Origin of the sequence: Tenacibaculum aestuarii (genome assembly GCF_964510395.1) — a bacterium.
GTDB classification, from domain to species: domain Bacteria; phylum Bacteroidota; class Bacteroidia; order Flavobacteriales; family Flavobacteriaceae; genus Polaribacter; species Polaribacter aestuarii.
Genome location: NZ_CAZEFY010000001.1, coordinates 737,534 through 758,027 on the forward strand (window position 1 = coordinate 737,534; position 20,494 = coordinate 758,027).

Sequence of the window (20,494 nt, forward strand, 5' to 3'; positions counted from 1 at the left end):
AAATAATATTTTTAATTAAAAATAGCATCTCTTTTGGCAACGATAAACACTACTGAAAGAATTAACTTCGCGTCTTCGCAGTTAGGAACTGATTATCCGGATTTTTTAGATATTCAGGTAAAATCATTCCAAGATTTTTTCCAATTGCAAACTAAAGCAGAAGAACGAGGAGAAGAAGGTTTGTACAAAACCTTTATGGATAACTTTCCGATTACCGATACACGTAATCAATTTGTACTAGAATTTTTAGACTACTTTGTAGATCCACCAAGGTATAGCATTCAAGAATGTATCGAGCGTGGTTTAACTTACAGTGTACCTTTAAAAGCACGTTTAAAATTATATTGTACCGATCCTGAACACGAAGATTTCGAAACTATAGTTCAAGATGTATACTTAGGTACAATTCCTTATATGACTAACTCTGGAACATTCATTATTAATGGAGCAGAAAGAGTTGTAGTGTCGCAATTACACCGTTCACCAGGTGTATTCTTTGGGCAATCTTTCCACGCAAACGGAACTAAATTATACTCTGCAAGAGTAATTCCTTTTAAAGGTTCTTGGATAGAATTTGCTACCGATATCAATCAAGTAATGTATGCTTATATTGATAGAAAGAAGAAATTACCAGTAACAACATTATTCAGAGCCATTGGTTTTGAAAGAGATAAAGATATATTAGAAATTTTTGATTTAGCTGAAGAAGTAAAAGTTTCAAAAGCTGGATTAAAGAAGGTATTAGGACGCAAATTAGCGGCAAGAGTTTTAAAAACTTGGCACGAAGATTTCGTAGATGAAGATACAGGAGAAGTAGTATCGATTGAGCGTAACGAAATTATTTTTGATCGTGATACCATTATTGAAAAAGAACACATTGATGAAATTATAGATTCTGGAGCTAAGACTATCTTATTACATAAGGAGGATAATCAGCAAGCAGACTATGCAATCATCCACAATACATTACAAAAAGATCCTACAAACTCTGAAAAAGAGGCTGTAGAGCATATATATAGACAATTACGTAATGCTGAACCACCAGATGAGGAAACTGCAAGAGGAATTATTGAAAAATTATTCTTCTCAGAGCAACGTTATAGTTTAGGTGAAGTAGGACGTTTTAGAATGAATACTAAACTTGGTTTAGATGAAGATTTAGATCAAAAAGTATTAACGAAGAACGATATCATTACTATTATTAAGTATTTAATTGAGTTAATCAATTCAAAAGCTGAAGTAGATGATATCGATCACTTATCTAACCGTCGTGTTAGAACTGTTGGTGAGCAATTAGCAGGTCAATTTGGTGTAGGTTTAGCTCGTATGGCACGTACTATTCGTGAAAGAATGAATGTTCGTGACAACGAAGTATTTACTCCAATCGACTTAATTAACGCTAAGACTTTATCTTCAGTAATTAACTCTTTCTTTGGTACCAACCAGTTATCTCAGTTTATGGATCAAACAAACCCATTAGCAGAGATTACTCACAAGCGTCGTTTATCGGCTTTAGGACCTGGAGGTTTATCACGTGAAAGAGCAGGTTTCGAGGTGCGTGACGTTCACTATACTCACTACGGTCGTTTATGTCCGATTGAAACACCTGAAGGACCAAACATTGGACTTATTTCTTCTTTAGCTGTATATGCTAAAGTTAACAATATGGGATTCATTGAAACTCCATATAAGAAAGTAGAAAACGGTTCAGTTTCTTCTGAAGAGCCTATTTATTTAAGTGCTGAGGAGGAAGAAGGAATGAAGATTGCCCAATCTAACTTACCTGTTGCAAATGATGGTAAGATAGAAGGAGATAGAGTAATTGCTCGTGAAGAAGGAGATTTCCCAGTAGAAAGTCCTGAAGCAATTAACTATATGGACGTTGCGCCTAACCAAATCGCTTCGATTTCAGCATCGTTAATTCCTTTCTTAGAGCATGATGATGCGAACCGTGCGTTAATGGGATCGAACATGATGCGTCAAGCAGTTCCATTATTACGTCCAGAATCTCCAATCGTTGGTACTGGTTTAGAACGTAGAGTTGCTAAAGATTCTCGTATCTTAATTAATGCTGAAGGAGCAGGAGTTGTTGAGTATGTAGATGCCAACAAGATTACAATTAAGTACGACAGAACGGAAGAAGAGCGTATGGTAAGCTTCGATTCTGATGAAGTATCATACGACTTAATTAAGTTTAGAAAAACCAACCAAGGTACTAACATTAACCTAAAACCAATCGTAAAAGTAGGTGATAGAGTTGAAGAAGGACAAGTACTTTGTGAAGGTTATGCAACACAAAAAGGAGAATTAGCTTTAGGTAGAAACATGAAAGTAGCCTTCATGCCTTGGAAAGGGTATAACTTCGAGGATGCGATTGTGATTTCTGAAAAAGTTGTTCGTGAAGATATCTTTACTTCTATCCACATTGATGAGTATTCATTAGATGTTCGTGATACGAAGTTAGGAGCAGAGGAGTTAACAAACGATATTCCTAACGTTTCTGAAGAGGCTACTAAAGACTTAGATGAAAACGGTATGATTCGTATCGGAGCAGAAGTAAATCCTGGTGACATCTTAATTGGTAAGATTACACCAAAAGGAGAATCTGATCCAACTCCAGAAGAAAAGTTATTACGTGCCATCTTTGGTGATAAAGCAGGTGATGTAAAAGATGCATCATTAAAAGCTTCTCCATCATTAAGAGGTGTTGTAATCAACAAAAAATTATTCAAGCGTGCAGTAAAAGATAAGAATAAGCGTGCTCGTGATAAAGAAGCTATCGCTGCTTTAGAAGCATCTTACGTATCTAAGTTTGAAGACTTAAAAGATGTATTAGTTGAAAAATTATTCAATTTAGTATCAGGTAAAACATCTCAAGGAGTTTATAACGACTTAGGAGAAGAAGTATTACCAAAAGGTAAAAAGTTCACGCAAAAAATGTTAAACTCTGTTGAAGACTTTACACATTTAAACGGAACTTGGACTACTGATAAGGAGTTAAACGATTTAGTTGTAGAATTAGTTCACAACTACAAGATTAAAGTAAATGATTTACAAGGGGTTTTACGTCGTGAGAAGTTTACTATTTCTGTAGGAGACGAATTACCAGCCGGAATCTTAAAACTTGCTAAAATTTATGTTGCTAAGAAACGTAAATTAAAAGTAGGAGATAAGATGGCAGGACGTCACGGAAATAAAGGTATTGTTGCACGTATCGTACGTCAAGAAGATATGCCTTTCTTAGAAGATGGAACACCAGTAGATATCGTATTAAACCCATTAGGGGTACCATCGCGTATGAACATTGGTCAAATTTATGAAACTGTTCTTGGATGGGCAGGTCAAAAATTAGGTCAAAAATATGCGACTCCTATTTTCGATGGGGCTTCTTTAGATGAAATTAATAAATTAACAGACGAAGCAGGAATTCCAAGATTCGGTCATACATACTTATATGACGGAGGTACAGGTAAGCGTTTCGATCAGCCAGCAACGGTAGGGGTAATTTATATGATTAAGTTAGGTCACATGATTGAAGATAAGATGCACGCGCGTTCTATCGGACCTTACTCATTAATTACTCAACAGCCATTAGGAGGTAAAGCTCAGTTTGGAGGTCAGCGTTTTGGAGAGATGGAAGTTTGGGCACTTGAAGCATATGGTGCATCAAGTATCTTACGTGAAATCTTAACTGTTAAGTCTGATGACGTATTAGGTAGAGCAAAAACTTACGAAAGTATTGTAAAAGGTGAGGCTATGCCAGAACCAGGCTTACCAGAATCATTTAACGTATTAATGCACGAACTTAAAGGTTTAGGATTAGACGTTAAATTAGAAGAATAATCACAGTGAAATGCCTCAGAGTCTAGGCTCTGAGGCAAATCATTTTTTCAATATCAGTCTTGTTATAAGACATTTATTTTTAATTCGAATCCATTATCATGGCAAGAAAAAACGAAAAATACACTGTTAAGAAGTTTAACAAAATTTCAATAGGTTTAGCATCACCTGAGTCTATTTTAGAGGCTTCAAAAGGTGAGGTGTTAAAACCAGAAACTATTAACTACCGTACACATAAACCAGAAAGAGATGGGTTATTTTGTGAGCGTATCTTTGGTCCTGTAAAAGATTACGAGTGTGCGTGTGGTAAATACAAAAGAATTCGATATAAAGGTATCGTTTGTGACCGTTGTGGGGTTGAAGTTACTGAGAAAAAAGTACGTAGAGATAGAGTAGGTCATATTAACTTAGTGGTACCTGTAGCACATATTTGGTATTTTAGATCATTACCTAACAAAATGGGATACCTTTTAGGGTTACCATCTAAAAAGTTAGATATGATCATTTACTACGAGCGTTACGTAGTAATTCAACCAGGTATTGCTAAAAATGCTGAAGGAGAACCATTACAAAAAATGGATTTCTTAACAGAAGAAGAGTATTTAGATATTTTAGATACACTTCCACAAGAAAACATGTACTTAGAAGATACTGATCCTAATAAGTTTATCGCTAAAATGGGAGCAGAGTGTTTAATCGATTTATTAGAAAGAATCGATTTAGACCAATTATCGTATGAGTTACGTCATAAAGCAAATACTGAAACTTCTAAGCAACGTAAAAACGAAGCATTAAAGCGTTTAAATGTTGTTGAAGCTTTTAGAGATTCTCAAAAGAACAGAGAAAATAATCCAGAATGGATGATTATGAAAGTAATTCCGGTTATTCCACCAGAATTACGTCCATTAGTTCCATTAGATGGAGGTCGTTTCGCTACTTCTGATTTAAATGATTTATACCGTCGTGTAATCATCCGTAACAATCGTTTAAAGCGATTAATGGAAATCAAAGCTCCAGAAGTAATTTTACGTAACGAAAAGCGTATGTTACAAGAATCAGTAGATTCATTATTTGATAACACGCGTAAATCATCTGCAGTAAAAACTGAGTCTAACAGACCATTAAAATCATTATCTGATAGTTTAAAAGGTAAACAAGGACGTTTCCGTCAAAACTTATTAGGTAAGCGTGTTGATTATTCTGCACGTTCGGTAATTGTTGTTGGACCAGAATTAAGATTATTTGAATGTGGATTGCCAAAAGATATGGCAGCAGAATTATACAAGCCTTTCGTTATTCGTAAGTTAATTGAAAGAGGTATTGTTAAAACTGTAAAATCTGCAAAGAAAATTATAGATCGCAAAGAACCAGTTGTTTGGGATATCTTAGAAAATGTAATTAAAGGACACCCGGTGTTATTAAACCGTGCCCCTACCTTACACCGTTTAGGTATTCAAGCATTCCAACCAAAATTAATAGAAGGTAAAGCAATTCGTTTACACCCATTAGCATGTTCGGCATTTAACGCGGATTTTGATGGGGATCAAATGGCGGTTCACTTACCATTAGGGCCAGAAGCTATTTTAGAGGCTCAACTATTAATGTTAGGTTCTCACAATATCTTAAACCCAGCAAATGGAGCTCCTATTACAGTACCATCTCAAGATATGGTATTAGGACTTTATTATATGACTAAAGAAAGAAAGTCAACTCCTGAAGTGCCAATTAAAGGTGAAGGATTAACTTTCTACTCTCCAGAAGAGGTAATTATTGCCTTAAATGAAGAAAAAGTAGATCTAAATGCAGGTATTAAGGTTCGTACTAATGATGTAGTTAATGGAGAGCACGTAGTTAGAATTATTGAAACTACTGTAGGTAGAGTTTTATTCAACGAAGTTGTACCAGAAGAAGCAGGGTTTATTAATGAAGTTTTAACTAAGAAATCATTAAGAGGTGTTATTAGTAGAATTTTAAAAGTTACTGATATACCAGCTGTTGGAAAATTCTTAGATGAAATTAAAAATATGGGATATAAATACGCCTTCGAAGGTGGTTTATCATTCTCATTAGGTGATATCATTATTCCAGAAGAGAAACACGCTATGATTGCTGAGGCAAACCAAGAAGTGGATGGTATTATCATGAACTATAACATGGGTATGTTAACGCAAAAAGAGCGTTATAACCAGGTAATTGATGTTTGGGGATCTACCAACAACCGATTAACTGAATTATCGATGAAGCGTTTACGTGAAGACCAACAAGGATTTAACTCGGTATTTATGATGTTAGATTCTGGAGCACGTGGATCAAAAGAGCAGATTCGTCAGTTAACAGGTATGCGTGGTCTGATGGCTAAACCTAAGAAATCTACAGCCAGTGGTGGAGAAATTATTGAAAACCCGATTTTATCTAACTTTAAAGAAGGTTTATCAATCTTAGAATACTTTATCTCTACGCACGGTGCTCGTAAAGGTCTTGCCGATACCGCATTAAAAACAGCCGATGCAGGTTATTTAACACGTCGTTTAGTAGATGTATCTCAGGATGTTATTATTAACGAGGTAGATTGTGGTACATTAAGAGGATTAGAAGTTTCTCCTTTAAAGAAAAACGATGAAATCGTTGAATCTTTAAGTGATAGAATTTCTGGTCGTACAGCATTACATGATGTATACCCACCAAACTCAGATGAGTTATTAATAGCAGCAGGAGAATTAATCACTCCATTATTAGCTGATAAAATAGAAGCTGCAGGTGTAGATACAGTTGAAGTTCGTTCTGCATTAACTTGTGAATCTGAAAAAGGAATTTGTGAGAAGTGTTACGGACAAAGTATGTCTACTGGTCAGAAAGTTCAAAGAGGTGAAGCAGTTGGTGTAATTGCAGCCCAATCGATTGGAGAACCAGGTACACAGTTAACATTACGTACGTTCCACGTTGGAGGGGTAGCAGGTAACATTTCAGAAGATAACAAGTTAATCGCTAAGTTTGATGGTGATGTAACTATTGACGATTTACGTACTGTAAAAGGTAAAGATGCAGCAGGAGAAGAAGTAGATATCGTTATTTCTCGTACTGCTGAAATTAAGATTACTGATAAAAAGAATGGTGTTGTATTAAGTACAAATATTATTCCTTACGGATCTATCATTTTTGATAAAGACAGAAAAACGATCAAAAAAGGAGATGCAGTATGTCAATGGGATCCATTTAATGGGGTTATCGTTTCAGAATTCGCTGGTAAAGTGAAGTTTGATAACTTAGAGCAAGGAATTAACTACTCTGTAGAAATCGATGAACAAACAGGTTTCCAAGAAAAAGTAATTACTGACTCTAAGAACAAGAAAATCATTCCTTCATTAATCATTGAAGATGCTGATGGTAATGCATTACGTTCATACAGTTTACCAGTAGGTGCTCACTTAATTGTTGATAATGGTGATAAAGTTGAGTCTGGTAAAACATTAGTAAAAATTCCTCGTAAGTCTGGTAAAGCAGGAGATATTACAGGAGGTTTACCACGTGTAACAGAATTATTTGAAGCACGTAACCCATCTAACCCAGCTGTAGTTGCTGAGATTGACGGAGTTGTATCTTTTGGTAAGATTAAACGTGGTAACCGTGAAATCATTATTGAATCTAAGACAGGTGATGTTAGAAAATACTTAATCAAGTTATCTAACCAAATCTTAGTTCAAGAAAATGACTTTATCAAAGCAGGTATGCCGTTATCTGACGGAGCAATTACTCCAACAGATATCTTAAATATCAAAGGACCTTCAGCTGTACAAGAGTACTTAGTAAACGAAATTCAAGAAGTATATCGTTTACAAGGGGTGAAGATTAATGACAAGCATTTCGAAGTAGTAGTACGTCAAATGATGCGTAAAGTTAGAATTATTGATTCAGGAGATACTTTATTCTTAGAAAATCAATTAGTTCATAAAACTGATTTCATCAAAGAAAACGATGCTATTTATGGAATGAAGGTTGTTGAAGACTCAGGAGATTCAGCAAACTTAAAACCAGGACAAATTGTTACTGCTCGTCAATTAAGAGATGAAAACTCTTTATTACGTAGAGAAGATAAAAACTTAGTAATTGCACGTGATGCTCAACCAGCTACTGCTGAACAAGTATTACAAGGTATTACAAGAGCTTCGTTACAAACGAAGTCGTTTATCTCAGCTGCGTCGTTCCAGGAAACTACTAAAGTATTAAACGAAGCCGCAGTAAACGGTAAAGTAGATACGTTAGAAGGATTAAAAGAAAATGTAATTGTAGGTAAGCGTATACCAGCAGGTACAGGAATGAGAAGTTATGACGATTTAATCGTTGGTCCTAAGGATGAGATTGAACAAAGTTTATAAAAACTTAAGTTTATAAATAATATCAAGGGTTTAGAGTTCTAAGAACTCTAAACCCTTGTTTTTTTTAATAAATAACATTAAAACTTAATTATGGAAGATAGTAAGAAAGAGCCGCAATTAAATATAGAGTTAGATCAAGAAATAGCAGAAGGAACTTATAGTAATTTAGCTATTATAAATCATTCTGTTTCAGAATTTATCGTTGATTTCATCAACATCATGCCAGGTGTACCTAAGGCAAAAGTAAAATCGAGAATTATATTAACACCACAACATGCGAAGCGTTTATCAAAAGCGTTGGCAGATAATGTTCGTAAGTTTGAACAAGTACATGGTGAGATTAAAGATTATGAACAACCTCCAATTCCAATGAATTTTGGTGGAACTACAGGAGAAGCTTAAAACAAAAAAATCGTCTAGATAGACGATTTTTTTGTTTTTATATTTAGAAACCTTCAGACAAGTCTTTTAAGGCTTTAACATCTAAAATAACGATTTCTTTCCCTTGTAAATCGATCATTTTCTTCTTTTTAAATTCAGAAAGTAATCGGATCGCACTTTCAGTGGCAGTTCCAATAATATTAGCAATATCTTCTCTAGATAAGTTAACCTTTATAGAGCCATTATCGTTTTTTTCAAACTTAGCCTCTAAAAACAAAAGAGTAGCTGCTAAACGTTGTTTTACGGTTTTTTGAGCCATATCAACAATAACATCATCCGCTTTTTTTAGTGAGTTTGCCATTTTTCTTAAAAGGTCTAAAGAAAAGTTAGGGTTGCTTTCTAAATCCCTAATAATTTCATCTTTAGGAATAAAACAAACTTCCATGTCATTCACAGCAATTGCTTTTAAATTAGAAGCTTCATTATTTATTAAACTACGTTCTCCTAAAATATCTCCTTTATGTATTAAGTGAATAATTTGATCTCTACCATTATCACTCATTTTAGAAACTTTACAAACACCATCTTTAATACAAAATACTCCGTTAATATATTCTCCTTCGTCAAATAAAACTTCTCCTTTTTTTACCGTTTTCGATGTTTTACACCCAGTGATTCTTATTAACTCATCTTTAGTTAAAGCTTTTAATGAATTGAATTCACGAATGATACACTGCTCGCACTTGCTCATATTTATGCCTTTTTTTCTACTCAAATATACAGAAAAGCTGACAATTATCATGTTTTAAAATAGAATCTTATCGGACATTTGTTGTAGGCAAAAGAGTAAATATGGAAAGCAAAATATGTTTTCATTGTGGTAACGAATGTGATACCGAAAAAATTACAGTTCAAGAAAAATTTTTCTGCTGTAATGGGTGTAAAACCGTTTATGAAATATTTTCAGAAAACGATTTAACGTGTTACTATGATTTTCAAAACAATCCAGGAGCAATTCCTGAAGAAATACAAGGAAAGTACGATTTCTTAGATAATCAACCGATTGTAGAAAAACTTCTTGAGTTTAACGATGGTAATATGCAGGTTATAAATTTGTATATCCCACATATTCACTGTAGTTCGTGTATTTGGGTTTTAGAAAACCTTCACAAACTGCAAAGTAATGTGTCGTCGGCACAAGTTAACTTCCCTAAAAAAACTGTACGAATTACGTATAATTCCGAAAAAACATCACTTAAAGAAATAATATTACTGTTAAGTTCTATTGGTTATGAACCTTATATAAGTCTTGAAGACTACGAGGTAGGGAAAAAGAAGGTAGACCGTAGTTTAATTTATAAGCTAGGAATAGCGGGTTTTGCTTTTGGAAATGTTATGTTTTTATCATTTCCAGAGTATTTTGAAGTATCTGAATATTGGTTAGAGCAATACAAAGGAATCTTCCGTTGGTTGATGTTTATATTTTCTCTTCCTGTAGTTTTTTATGCAGGACAAGACTATTTTATTTCTGCTTATAAAGGACTTCGTTCTAAAATTTTAAACATTGATGTTCCTATTGCTTTAGGAATCTTTGTGTTATTTGTACGTAGCACAGCAGAAATTGCGCTAGACTTAGGAACAGGCTTTTTTGATAGTTTAACAGGGTTAGTGTTCTTCTTACTACTAGGGAAGTTTTTTCAACAGAAAACCTATAATTTCTTGTCATTTGAACGCGATTACAAATCGTACTTTCCAATTGCTGTAACAAAAATAACTACAGATAAAAAAGAAGAAAACACGCAAATTTACGATGTTAAAAAAGGAGACAGACTATTAATTAGAAATCAAGAATTAATTCCTGTTGATGGAATTTTAATTAACGGAGGAGCAAAAATAGATTATAGCTTTGTTACAGGTGAAGCTGTTCCTGTAAATAAAAAGTCAGGAGATAAATTATTTGCAGGAGGAAAACAACTGTCAGGAAGTATAGAAATGGAAGTGTTAGCTTCGGTTTCACAAAGTTATTTAACGCAGTTGTGGAGTAACGATGTATTTCAAAAAGATAAAAATTCATCATTTAAAACGTTAACTGATAAAATCAGTAAGAACTTTACCATAATTGTATTGTCAATAGCATTTTTGTCTACAACCTTTTGGTTGTACTATGATTCAAGTGTAGCATTAAACGTATTTACATCAGTATTAATTATTGCATGCCCGTGTGCCATAGCATTAGCTGCACCTTTTACCTTAGGAAATATCTTACGAATTTTTGGAAGAAAGAAGTTCTATTTAAAAAATGCTACAGTGGTAGAACAGTTAGCAGCAGTAAATTCAGTTATTTTTGATAAAACAGGTACACTAACTACCAATAAAGAAAATACAATAACGTATGAAGGTGAAGATCTAAATAAAATTCAAAAGTCAATATTAAAAAGTTCTTTAAGGTCATCAAACCATCCATTAAGTAGAATGTTGTATGCTTCTTTAGAAGAAGAAATGTTACCAGTTGATAATTATCAAGAATATGTAGGAAAAGGAATTGAGACAAGTTATCAACAAACAAGATTAAAAATAGGATCGTCTTCTTTTGTGAAAAATGCAGAAGAACAAGCAAACTTTGATACTTCGGTTCATATTAGTGTTAACAATGAGTATAAAGGGAAATTTGTATTTAAGAATGCTTACAGAAAAGGAGTTAAAAACTTGTTTTCTAACTTAAATAAAAAGTATGATTTATCAGTTGTTTCTGGAGATAATGAAGGAGAAAAGAAGTTTTTAGAAGAGCTGTTACCTAAAGAAACAACATTTTTATTCAATCAAAAGCCGCAAGATAAACTACATTATGTAGAGGAACTACAAGAAAAAAACAAAAGTGTATTGATGATTGGTGACGGATTAAATGACGCAGGAGCATTAGCACAAAGTAATGTAGGCGTAGCACTATCAGAAAACATCAATGTATTTTCACCAGCTTGCGATGCTATTTTAGATGCCACAAAATTTAGTGAGATAGGAAGTTATATTAAAGCGTCACAAAAAGCGATAAAAATTATAAAGTATTGTTTTTTACTATCTTTAATGTACAATGTTGTAGGGCTTTATTTTGCGGTAACAGGGCAGTTAATGCCTGTAATAGCAGCTATTTTAATGCCGCTGAGTTCAATTAGTGTAGTAATATTTACAACTATAGCAACCAACATGTTAGGTAGAAAAACAAAATAAAAAATTATGCAAGTAGTCTCATTTTTAGAAGATATAAAATTTAATGAACTTAAACCAGCAGTGTCTTTATTATTAGATACAGATTTCTCAAAAGAAATACGAGTGGTATTTAAAAAAGGGCAAACTATGGAAGATCACCAAGCTCCATTTGCAATCATTGTTCAAATAGTAAAAGGATCTATAGATTTTGGAGTTGCAGGAGAAGTAAAACAAATGGTTACTGGAGATATAATTTCATTAAAACCACAAGTAGTACATAATCTAACAGCTACTGAAGAAAGTATCGTAAGGTTATCGTTATCAAAATTAGACACTTTAAAAAGAGTAAAAGAAGTATAATTATGAATATTAATAAATACATAGATCATACGTTACTAAAAGCCACAGCTACAAAAGCAGATATTGTTAAGTTATGTAATGAAGCTAAAGAATATAATTTTTATGCAGTTTGTGTAAATGGATGTTATGTAGAGTTAGCAGCTAAAGAATTACAAGACTCAGAAGTGAAAGTAGCAGCAGTAATAGGTTTTCCATTAGGAGCAATGACAACCAAGGCTAAAGTTTTTGAAGCTAAAGATTGCATAAAAAATGGAGCTTCAGAAATTGATATGGTTATCAATATTGGTAAGTTGTTAGATGGTGATGAGAATTATGTAGAAAAAGAAATTCGATTAATTAAAGAAGAAATAGGAGAAAACATATTAAAAGTGATTTTTGAAAACTGTTACTTATCTAAGAAACAAATAAAAATAGCAAGTCAATTAGCTGTAGAAGCAGGAGCTGACTTTGTAAAAACGTCTACAGGATTTGGTACTAGAGGAGCAACCTTTGAAGACGTTGCAATAATGGATAGTGTTGTAGATGGAAAAGCTCAAATTAAAGCAGCAGGAGGTGTTAGAGATATAGAAACCGCCAAGAAATATATAGAAATGGGCGTAACTCGTTTAGGAACTTCTTCAGGAGTTGATTTAGTAACGAGTGGTGTTTCAGATAAGAATCAGTATTAAAAATCGAGTTTTAAATAATTTAAAACCTAAAAGAACAAAGAATGAGCATACATATAGAAGCAAAAAAAGGAGAAATAGCAGAAACTGTTTTATTGCCAGGTGATCCTATGCGAGCAAAATGGATTGCAGAAACATTTTTAGAAAATCCAGTTTGTTATAATGATGTTCGTGGTATGTTAGGATTTACAGGAACATATAAAGGAAAACAAATTTCTGTACAAGGAACAGGAATGGGAATTCCTTCTGCGTTAATCTATGCACATGAATTAATTAATGAGTACGGAGTCAAAAATTTAATAAGAGTTGGTTCAGCAGGTTCTTATCAAAAAGAAGTAGAAATACGTGATATTGTTATAGCAATGGCAGCTTCTACTAATTCAGGGTTAAATACGATACGTTTTAATGGAGCCGATTATGCACCAACAGCAAGTTTTGAACTATTCCAAAAAGCTATTGAAGCAGCGAAGGAAAAAGGAATCCCATTAAAAGCAGGAAATATTTTAAGTTCAGACGAGTTTTATGCCGATGAATTTGAAAGCTATAAAAAATGGGCAGATTATGGAGTGCTTTGTGTTGAGATGGAAACAAACGGATTATATACAGTTGCAGCAAAACATAAAGTAAATGCGCTATCAATTTTAACCATATCAGATAGCTTAGTTACTGGAGAAAGAACAACTGCCGATGAAAGAGAACAAACCTTTAAAGAAATGATTGAAATCGCTTTAGAATTGGCTTAACCGCTATTTTGAGAGGTTTTGATGAAGAATGAAACAAAATAGTATTAAGAACATGAATTCACTTATTCAAAAATATAACATTCCAGGACCAAGATACACAAGTTATCCAACCGTTCCATATTGGGATAATGATACCTTTTCAAAAGAAAAATGGATAGCAACATTTAAGCAATCGTTTATCGAAAGTAATTCTACAGAAGGAATTAGCTTGTATATTCACTTACCATTTTGCGAGAGTTTATGTACGTTTTGTGCGTGTCATAAACATATAACAAAACGTCATGAAATGGAAGATCCTTATATAGAAACTGTTTTAAAAGAATGGCAGTTATATGTTAATTTGGTAGATGAAACACCTATAATAAAAGAAATTCACTTGGGAGGAGGGACTCCAACATTCTTTTCTGAAAAACAATTAAAAAGATTAATAGATGGAATCTTTATTAGTGCAAAGAAACATCCTGAGCATGAATTTAGTTTTGAAGGACATCCAAACAATACCACAAAAGAACATCTACAAACTCTATATGATTTAGGGTTTACAAGAGTAAGTTTTGGAGTGCAAGATTACAATCCAAAAGTACAAGAAGCAATCCACAGAATACAACCTTTTGAAAATGTAGAAAAAGTACATAATTGGGCAAAAGAAATAGGGTATACATCTATTAGTCACGATTTGGTATTTGGTCTTCCGTTTCAAACGAAAGAAAATGTAATTTATACTATCAATAAAACAAAAGAATTGCAACCTGATAGAATTTCGTTTTACAGTTATGCGCATGTACCGTGGGTAAAAGGAGTAGGGCAACGTGGATTTAATGAAAACGATTTACCTAAGAATGAAGAGAAACGAGAGTTATATGAAATAGGTAAGGAGTTATTTGCTGAAATGGGTTATATAGAAATAGGGATGGATCATTTTGCATTACCAACAGACAGTTTATACAAAGCGACCGAAGAGAAAACTTTACATCGCAATTTTATGGGATATACCGCTAATAAAACTCAGTTAATGATTGGGTTGGGAATGTCATCAATATCTGATTCATGGTACGGATTTGCACAAAACGTAAAAACGGTAAAAGAGTACGAAAGAATTGTAAACGAAGGAGAAATACCTGTGTTTAGGGGGCATATATTATCAGAAGAAGATTTAATAATTAGAAAACATATTTTAAATATCATGTGTCATTTCTCCACTTCGTGGGAAGAAGAGCAATTACAGATTGAAAATGTAGAAACACATATAGAAAAATTAGAAGAAATGATAGATGATGGTTTGGTCTCTATTAAAGGGAAAAAGTTAACAGTTCCAGAAAAGGCTAGACCATATGTACGTAATATCTGCATGGCATTTGATAAGAAGTTACACGAAAAACAACCAGAAACAAAGTTGTTTTCAATGACTATTTAACTTTTTGTTATTTAGTGGTTTATGATAAATATCATTGTGTTTCTACCTAAAAAATGATTAAATTTGAGTAAACCTAAAAACCGTACGTCATGAAAAACTTTGAAGTAAATTGGTCAAAAGAAGAGTTACAAACCTATCTTTTTATCTATTGTATAAACGCAGATTATAAAGAAACAAAAGAGGAACTCGAAGCTATTTCGTTAAAAACAAACCAAGAAACATATAAGAAAATGCACGATGAGTTTGAGAAAGACAATGACTATGCAAGTATTCAGAAAATTAATGAATCACTTAAAAAATTAAACTACGGTAAAGAAGAAATAAATAAACTATTTGAAGAAATAAAAGAGTTGTTTTTATCAGATGGTAGCTATGCTATTTTAGAGAAAAACCTTCTGCTAGGTCTGCAAAGACTACTTAAATAAAGAGAACGAAAAGTTCTCTTTATTTTTTTGAAAAAAAAGTTGAAACATGACAAAAGTCATATTTTAAGAAAACCTTCACAGTTACCTTTGAACTATAATTATCAGGCAAGATATGAGCGTTATTTACTTACTACTATCACTAAGTATTTTAGTGGCTATTATTTTCTTTATAGCATTTATTGTTTCAGTAAAAAAAGGGCAGTACGATGATTCGTATACGCCGTCAGTTCGCATGTTGTTTGATGATGAACTGGTAAAAGAAGAAACAAAGAACTAACAATTAACAATAGATATTAAATTCAAATAGATTATGGAAATGCAACAATTTTATTACGATAATAAGATCGTAAAAAAATTCATCTACGCAACCTTACTATGGGGAATAGTAGGTTTTTCAGTAGGATTGTTATTGGCTTTTATGTTTTTATTCCCAAATTTAACAGACGGAATTTCGTGGTTAAGTTTTGGACGTTTAAGACCATTACATACGAACGCAGTAATTTTTGCATTCGTAGGAAACGCCATTTTTGCAGGAGTTTATTACTCACTACAACGATTACTGAAAGCCCGTATGGCGAGTGATTTTTTAAGTAACTTTAACTTTTGGGGATGGCAGTTAATAATTGTTGCAGCAGCCATAACACTTCCGTTAGGGTACTCAACTTCAAAAGAATATGCCGAATTAGAATGGCCAATTGATATTGCCATAGCATTAGTTTGGGTAGCTTTTGGTGCTAACATGATTTGGACAATCTTACAAAGAAGACAACGTCACTTATATGTAGCCATTTGGTTCTATTTAGGAACTTTTGTAACCGTAGCAGTATTACATATTTTTAACAGTTTAGAATTACCTGTAAGCTTTATGAAAAGTTACTCAGTGTATGCAGGAGTTCAAGACGCATTAGTACAATGGTGGTACGGACATAATGCAGTAGCATTCTTCTTAACAACTCCGTTCTTAGGATTAATGTACTACTTTGTTCCTAAAGCGGCTAATCGTCCGGTATATTCATATAGATTATCTATTGTACACTTCTGGTCGTTAATTTTTATCTACATCTGGGCAGGACCTCACCACTTGTTATATACATCTTTACCAGATTGGGCACAAAACTTAGGAGTAGCATTCTCTGTAATGTTAATAGCACCATCTTGGGGAGGTATGATCAACGGATTATTAACACTTCGTGGAGCTTGGGATAAAGTAAGAGTAGACCCAGTATTAAAATTCATGGTAGTTGCAATTACAGGTTATGGTATGGCAACTTTTGAAGGACCAATGTTATCATTAAAGAACGTAAACGCAATTGCACACTTTAGTGATTGGATTATTGCTCACGTACACGTAGGTGCCTTAGCATGGAACGGATTCTTAACTTTCGGTATGTTATACTGGTTAGTACCAAGAATGTTCAAAACAAAATTATACTCTACAGCATTGGCTAACTTCCACTTCTGGATTGGAACTTTAGGTATCATCATGTATGCATTACCAATGTACGTGGCAGGATTTGTTCAAGCTTCAATGTGGAAACAATTTAATCCAGATGGAACGTTAACTTATGGTAACTTCTTAGAAACAGTTAACGAAATCATCCCAATGTACTGGATGCGTGCTATTGGAGGAAGTTTATTTATACTAGGAGCATTTGTAATGTTATACAACATTATTAAAACTGTAAAATCTGGTACTGGAGTTACTGATGAATTAGCTGAAGCACCAGCGTTAACTAAAGTTTCTAAGCACAGAACTTCAAATGAAGGATGGCACACTTGGTTAGAAAGAAGACCAGTGAAATTAACCATATATGCTACTGTAGCTATTTTAATTGGAGGAATTGTACAAATTATACCAACATTATTAGTAAAATCTAATATTCCAACAATAACAAGTGTACAACCATATACGCCGTTAGAATTAGAAGGTAGAGATATTTATATCCGTGAAGGATGTGTTGGATGTCACTCACAAATGGTACGTCCATTCAGATCAGAAGTAGAGCGTTACGGAGAGTTCGCTAAAGCAGGAGAGTTTGTATATGATCATCCATTCTTATGGGGTTCTAAACGTACAGGTCCAGATTTATTAAGAGTTGGAGGGAAGTATAACGATAGTTGGCACTTAAACCACATGTACGATCCACAAAGTACATCACCAGGATCTATCATGCCAGCATACCAATGGTTAGTAAGAGATGAGTTAGATAAGAGTGATACTGAAGGTAAAATGAAAGCAATGGTAAGTTTAGGAGTTCCATATACTGATGAAGATATTGCCAATGCACAAGCAAGTATGGATGCTCAAGGAGCAAAAATTCAAGAGAATTTATACGCAGATCCTGATTTCAAAGCAAACTATGAAGCTGATAAAAAGTACGCTCAAGAAAACGGACAAACTTTCATAGAAATGAAAGATAGAGAAATCGTAGCCTTAATTGCTTATTTACAACGATTAGGTACCGATATTAAAGTAAAAGATGTTGAAGATCAATTAAGCGCTAAAAACTAGAAATTATGTTAAAGTTTGTAAAAAACCATATGGAAACAATTGCAGGTATTGAAATATACCCAATTATTTCACTAACCATATTCTTTACATTTTTCGTAGTGTTATTTTGGTGGGTATTTACAGCCAAAAAAGAATATATAAGTAGAGTAAGTGAATTACCTTTAGATAATTAGTAAAATTAAACAAGATGAAAAAATATTTTCAATCTATAGTATATATCATTTTTGTTGCAGTAACCTTTTTTGCTATTGCTACTGCAATTAAATCATACCAAAATCCATTTAGTTTGTATGAACATCCATTAGTTTGGATAGCAATTGTAGGGCTTATAACTGTTGTAGTTTTAAAAGAAGCTTTAAACATTGTAGCGCAACAAAGAGCAGAGCAGCTTCAAATGGAAAAGGACGGAGTTAAACCAGAAGAAGTTGATAACTGGGCTTGGGCTAAAAAGCTTATTAGTAAGTGGACAGAGGCTAAAGCAATTGAGCAAGAAGATGAAATTATTCTTGATCATAACTATGATGGAATAAAAGAGTTAGATAATAACTTACCACCATGGTGGTTGTATATGTTCTATGCAACAATCATTTTTGCAGCGGTGTACTTAGTAAGATATCATGTATTAGGTGCAGATAACCAAGAGATGGAATATGCGCAAGCAGTTGCTGAAGCTAAAAGAGAATTAGCAGCGTTTAAATCGACTTCTACCGAAGCTGTTATTGATGCAGAAACGGCTACTGTTTTAACAGATGCGAGTGATTTAAGTAGAGGTAAAGCAGTATATAATCTAAACTGTGCAGCTTGTCACGTTGCTGATGGTGGAGGTGGTATCGGACCAAACTTAACCGATGAGTACTGGATTTTAGGAGGAGGTATTAAAAATATCTTCAATACAATTTCTAACGGAGGTAGAGATGGAAAAGGAATGGTAGCTTGGAATAAAACCTTAAAACCAGCTGATATTCAAAAAGTAGCGAGTTATATTATTTCTTTACAAGGAACGACTCCTGCAAAGCCAAAAGAACCACAAGGAGAATTATATAAAGAAGAAGGAGCAGCTCCTGCTGTAGCTGAACCTGATGAACAACCAAAAGACAGCATTCAATAAATAGTTACAAATTAGTTTTTAATAGTTGATTATGGAAACACCCAAAAACGAACAATTTAGAGATAGTATAGGCACTATAAATGAAGAAGGTAAAAGGGCTTGGGTGTTTCCAAAAAAACCTAGCGGTAGGTTTTATAAATATAGAAGTTACGTAAGTTATTTTTTATTAGCATTTTTACTATCAGCTCCTTTTATAAAAATCAACGGAAACCAATTTTTATTATTTAATGTTTTAGAACGTAAGTTTAATATTTTTGGTTTTCCTTTTTGGCCACAAGATTTCCATTTAATGGTAATTTCAATGATAATAGGAGTGGTGTTTATTATTCTGTTTACTGTTGTTTTTGGTCGAATTTTCTGTGGATGGATTTGTCCGCAGACCATTTTCTTAGAAATGGTTTTTAGGAAAATAGAATATTTAATTGAAGGAGACAGAGGTAAACAAATACGATTAGCTAAACAACCTTGGAATGCTGAAAAGATTAGAAAGAGAATATTAAAATGGGTTATATTTTTTATCATCTCTTTTATTATAGCAAACGTATTCTTAGCCTATTTAATAGGCAGTGATAAGTTAATAAGTTATATAACAGGCAATCCGTTAGATCATTTCAGCACGTTAATTTCTTTATTAATTTTTACTGGGGTATTCTATTTTATATTCGCTTGGTTTAGAGAGCAAGTATGTATTATAGCCTGTCCTTATGGTAGATTACAAGGAGTACTGTTAGATAATAAAACAATTAATGTTGCTTACGATCATGTAAGAGGAGAAGGAAAGACTGGAAGAGGAAAGTTCAATAAAAAAGAAGATAGAGCAGCATCAGGAAAAGGAGATTGTATCGATTGTTTTCAATGTGTACATGTATGTCCTACAGGAATTGACATTCGTAACGGAACACAATTAGAGTGTGTAAACTGTACAGCATGTATCGATGAGTGTGATCATATGATGGAAAAGGTAGGACTACCTAAAGGGTTAATCCGCTACGCAAGTGAAGAAAACATTGTAAAAAAAGCACCTTTTAAGTTTACCGCTAGAATGAAAGGATACTCAGCAGTATTATTCATTTTAATCGGAATTTTAGTTGGAATGCTGTTTTTAAGAAACGATGTTGAAGCTACAATTTTACGTTTACCAGGACAATTGTATCAACATAAAGAAAACGGAATAATCAGTAATATTTACACTTTTAAAGTTGTAAATAAAACAACAAAAGAAATTGATGATGTGAGTTATAAACTGTTATCTCATAAAGGAAAAATAGAAACGGTAACACATCAAAATTTTGAAGTTCCTAAACAAGGACTAGCAGAAGGTACGTTGTTTATAGAACTACATCAATCAGAAATGAAAGATGAAAAAGAAAAACTAAAAATTGGAGTATATAGTGGTGATAAACTTATTGAAACAACTACCACCAACTTTTTAGGACCAAGAAGTTATAGATAGATTGGTCGAAAGTAAA

At 33.3% G+C, this 20,494-nt stretch carries 15 protein-coding genes; 14 read left to right on the plus strand and 1 reads right to left on the minus strand.

Going from position 1 to position 20,494, the window contains the following annotated elements; translation table 11 throughout:
• Positions 1 to 33 precede the first annotated feature (33 nt).
• The 3 genes from rpoB to ACKTSU_RS03600 all read left to right on the plus strand — a co-directional run bounded on the left by rpoB (position 34) and on the right by ACKTSU_RS03600 (position 8,615).
• On the plus strand, positions 34 to 3,843 hold the full coding sequence (gene rpoB, locus ACKTSU_RS03590; protein ID WP_408034980.1) for a DNA-directed RNA polymerase subunit beta: 3,810 nt from the start codon (positions 34 to 36) through the stop codon (positions 3,841 to 3,843).
• A gap of 98 nt (positions 3,844 to 3,941) precedes the next feature.
• Positions 3,942 to 8,213 (plus strand): DNA-directed RNA polymerase subunit beta', encoded by a 4,272-nt coding sequence (gene rpoC / locus ACKTSU_RS03595; protein ID WP_408034981.1) that lies wholly within the window; start codon positions 3,942 to 3,944, stop codon positions 8,211 to 8,213.
• 90 nt (positions 8,214 to 8,303) lie between these two features.
• Positions 8,304 to 8,615, plus strand: a complete 312-nt coding sequence (locus ACKTSU_RS03600; RefSeq protein ID WP_408034982.1) for a DUF3467 domain-containing protein — start codon at positions 8,304 to 8,306, stop codon at positions 8,613 to 8,615.
• A gap of 43 nt (positions 8,616 to 8,658) precedes the next feature.
• Here ACKTSU_RS03600 and ACKTSU_RS03605 read toward each other — a convergent pair whose 3' ends face one another.
• The gene (locus ACKTSU_RS03605) at positions 8,659 to 9,345 is read right to left on the minus strand and encodes a Crp/Fnr family transcriptional regulator (protein ID WP_408034983.1); all 687 of its coding nucleotides are present in this window, start codon (positions 9,343 to 9,345) and stop codon (positions 8,659 to 8,661) included.
• Between the two features lie 101 nt (positions 9,346 to 9,446).
• On the opposite strand from ACKTSU_RS03605, the gene ACKTSU_RS03610 reads away from it, so the two are divergent.
• The 11 genes from ACKTSU_RS03610 to ccoG all read left to right on the plus strand — a co-directional run bounded on the left by ACKTSU_RS03610 (position 9,447) and on the right by ccoG (position 20,478).
• The gene (locus ACKTSU_RS03610) at positions 9,447 to 11,819 is read left to right on the plus strand and encodes a heavy metal translocating P-type ATPase (protein WP_408034984.1); all 2,373 of its coding nucleotides are present in this window, start codon (positions 9,447 to 9,449) and stop codon (positions 11,817 to 11,819) included.
• A 6-nt stretch (positions 11,820 to 11,825) separates the two neighbouring features.
• Complete coding sequence (locus ACKTSU_RS03615; protein WP_408034985.1) at positions 11,826 to 12,158, plus strand: AraC family ligand binding domain-containing protein; 333 nt, start codon at positions 11,826 to 11,828, stop codon at positions 12,156 to 12,158.
• Between the two features lie 2 nt (positions 12,159 to 12,160).
• Positions 12,161 to 12,826, plus strand: coding sequence for a deoxyribose-phosphate aldolase (deoC, locus tag ACKTSU_RS03620; RefSeq protein ID WP_408034986.1), 666 nt, complete (start codon positions 12,161 to 12,163; stop codon positions 12,824 to 12,826).
• A gap of 41 nt (positions 12,827 to 12,867) precedes the next feature.
• Positions 12,868 to 13,566 (plus strand): purine-nucleoside phosphorylase, encoded by a 699-nt coding sequence (gene deoD, locus ACKTSU_RS03625; RefSeq protein WP_408034987.1) that lies wholly within the window; start codon positions 12,868 to 12,870, stop codon positions 13,564 to 13,566.
• A gap of 52 nt (positions 13,567 to 13,618) precedes the next feature.
• On the plus strand, positions 13,619 to 14,980 hold the full coding sequence (gene hemN, locus ACKTSU_RS03630; RefSeq protein WP_408034988.1) for an oxygen-independent coproporphyrinogen III oxidase: 1,362 nt from the start codon (positions 13,619 to 13,621) through the stop codon (positions 14,978 to 14,980).
• 89 nt (positions 14,981 to 15,069) lie between these two features.
• Complete coding sequence (locus tag ACKTSU_RS03635) at positions 15,070 to 15,405, plus strand: hypothetical protein (RefSeq protein WP_408034989.1); 336 nt, start codon at positions 15,070 to 15,072, stop codon at positions 15,403 to 15,405.
• A gap of 112 nt (positions 15,406 to 15,517) precedes the next feature.
• Complete coding sequence (ccoS, locus tag ACKTSU_RS03640; protein ID WP_073184498.1) at positions 15,518 to 15,682, plus strand: cbb3-type cytochrome oxidase assembly protein CcoS; 165 nt, start codon at positions 15,518 to 15,520, stop codon at positions 15,680 to 15,682.
• A gap of 33 nt (positions 15,683 to 15,715) precedes the next feature.
• Positions 15,716 to 17,917 (plus strand): cytochrome-c oxidase, cbb3-type subunit I, encoded by a 2,202-nt coding sequence (gene ccoN / locus ACKTSU_RS03645; RefSeq protein ID WP_408034990.1) that lies wholly within the window; start codon positions 15,716 to 15,718, stop codon positions 17,915 to 17,917.
• 5 nt (positions 17,918 to 17,922) lie between these two features.
• Entirely contained in the window at positions 17,923 to 18,090 is a 168-nt protein-coding gene (locus tag ACKTSU_RS03650) for a cytochrome c oxidase subunit IV (RefSeq protein ID WP_047790117.1), read from the plus strand.
• 14 nt (positions 18,091 to 18,104) lie between these two features.
• Positions 18,105 to 19,025 (plus strand): cbb3-type cytochrome c oxidase N-terminal domain-containing protein, encoded by a 921-nt coding sequence (locus ACKTSU_RS03655; protein WP_408034991.1) that lies wholly within the window; start codon positions 18,105 to 18,107, stop codon positions 19,023 to 19,025.
• Positions 19,026 to 19,056: 31 nt separating this feature from the next.
• Positions 19,057 to 20,478, plus strand: a complete 1,422-nt coding sequence (gene ccoG, locus ACKTSU_RS03660; RefSeq protein ID WP_408034992.1) for a cytochrome c oxidase accessory protein CcoG — start codon at positions 19,057 to 19,059, stop codon at positions 20,476 to 20,478.
• Positions 20,479 to 20,494 lie beyond the last annotated feature (16 nt).